Below are 1,468 nucleotides of genomic sequence, written 5' to 3'. Positions count from 1 at the left end.
AGTCTCTTCCAATATGAAATGAGTCTGAAGTGGGTGCGTATTTCCAGCGAGAAATGAGTCTGAGCAACTAGATTCTGAATTGGTCATTATGCGAGGCATGGTGATCGACATGGATGAAGCAAAGCTACAAACGGTGGCACAGGTTAAGGCGTTTTTGGAAGGGACGCATGATATTGCGCTCAAGATTCCCAAGGCGGAACAGTATAGGTTTATCGAGAGGGTATTGAAGCGGTTTGGTTATACTCGACTGTGTCGGTGCGACAAAGGCGTAGTGTTACGCTATCTCAAACGTATGACAGGCCTGTCACGGCAGCAGGTAACACGATTAGTTGAGCGGTACGGTAAATCAGGTCGAGTAATCAAAAAGTATAGTGCCCCCAAGAATGGATTCTGCCGCCGCTTTAATCTAACTGACACGATTCTTCTGGCTGAGATGGATATGCTGCACGGTACTTTATCAGGCCCGGCCACCAAGAAGCTGATGGAGCGAGCCTACCTCATTTTCAATGACACACGTTTCGAACGGCTGGCGAGTATCTCGGTCTCTCATCTTTACAATTTACGTGCTGGCCGGGCTTATCAGGATAAGCGGCGGCATTGGACGAAAACCCGCCCAACTGCTGTACCTATTGGGCAGCGCCGCGCTCCCCAACCTGATGGCGTGCCTGGCTATATTCGTATAGACAGCGTCCATCAAGGGGATCAGGATGGCATGAAAGGGGTTTATCCTATCAACGCAGTCGACTGCGTGACCCCATTTCAACTTGTCGCCACTTGCGAGAGGATTAGTGAAGCGTATCTGCTGCCGGTTATCCAGCAGCTACTTGATCAGTTCCCGTTCACCATTCTGGGTTTTCACGCTGATAATGGCTCGGAATACATCAACTACAAAGTTGCCAGGTTACTGGAAAAGCTGCGCATCGAATTCACCAAGTCACGACCACGACATTCCAACGATAATGCTTTGGTGGAATCCAAAAACGGTGCCATTGTGCGTAAACATCTGGGCTATACCCATATTCCGCAACGATTTGCTAAAAAAGTCAACGCATTCTGCACTGATTTTCTCAACCCCTATGTCAATTTCCACCGTCCCTGCTTCTTTCCTGAAACCGTCACTGACGCAAAGGGTAAAGAGCGGAAAAAGTATCGTTACGAACACATGATGACACCTTTCGAAAAGCTGAAATCATTGCCAGATACAACCCTATATCTCAAACCAGGGATAACACTTGAACAACTGGATGCAGCCGCATCAAGAATGAGTGACAATGATGCTGCCACAGCACTTAAGAAGGCGCGACAGGCATTATTCCAATCCATTGCTGATGCACTCAAGCAATCTGCTTAATGATGCAATGGTAAAATACAAAGGAAACATTTTTTTAACCAGACCAAAACAGAATCAAGTTCGAATACTCAAATTCAACAACCTTCTTTCAGACTCATTTCTGTATTGGAAAATACT

Annotated in this window: 1 protein-coding gene; it reads left to right on the top strand. The window is 46.7% G+C overall.

The window, feature by feature from the left end; translation table 11 throughout:
• The first annotated feature begins 109 nt into the window (after positions 1 to 109).
• Positions 110 to 1,351 carry an integrase catalytic domain-containing protein gene (locus BM283_RS17755; protein WP_217646613.1) on the top strand — a complete coding sequence of 414 codons (1,242 nt, stop codon included), beginning with the start codon at positions 110 to 112 and terminating at the stop codon, positions 1,349 to 1,351.
• Positions 1,352 to 1,468: the final 117 nt, after the last annotated feature.

This window comes from Nitrosomonas sp. Nm34, from assembly GCF_900113925.1.
Taxonomy (GTDB): Bacteria; Pseudomonadota; Gammaproteobacteria; order Burkholderiales; family Nitrosomonadaceae; genus Nitrosomonas.
Note: the sequence above shows the minus strand (reverse complement) of the source record. Positions and strands in the feature narration are given on the sequence as shown.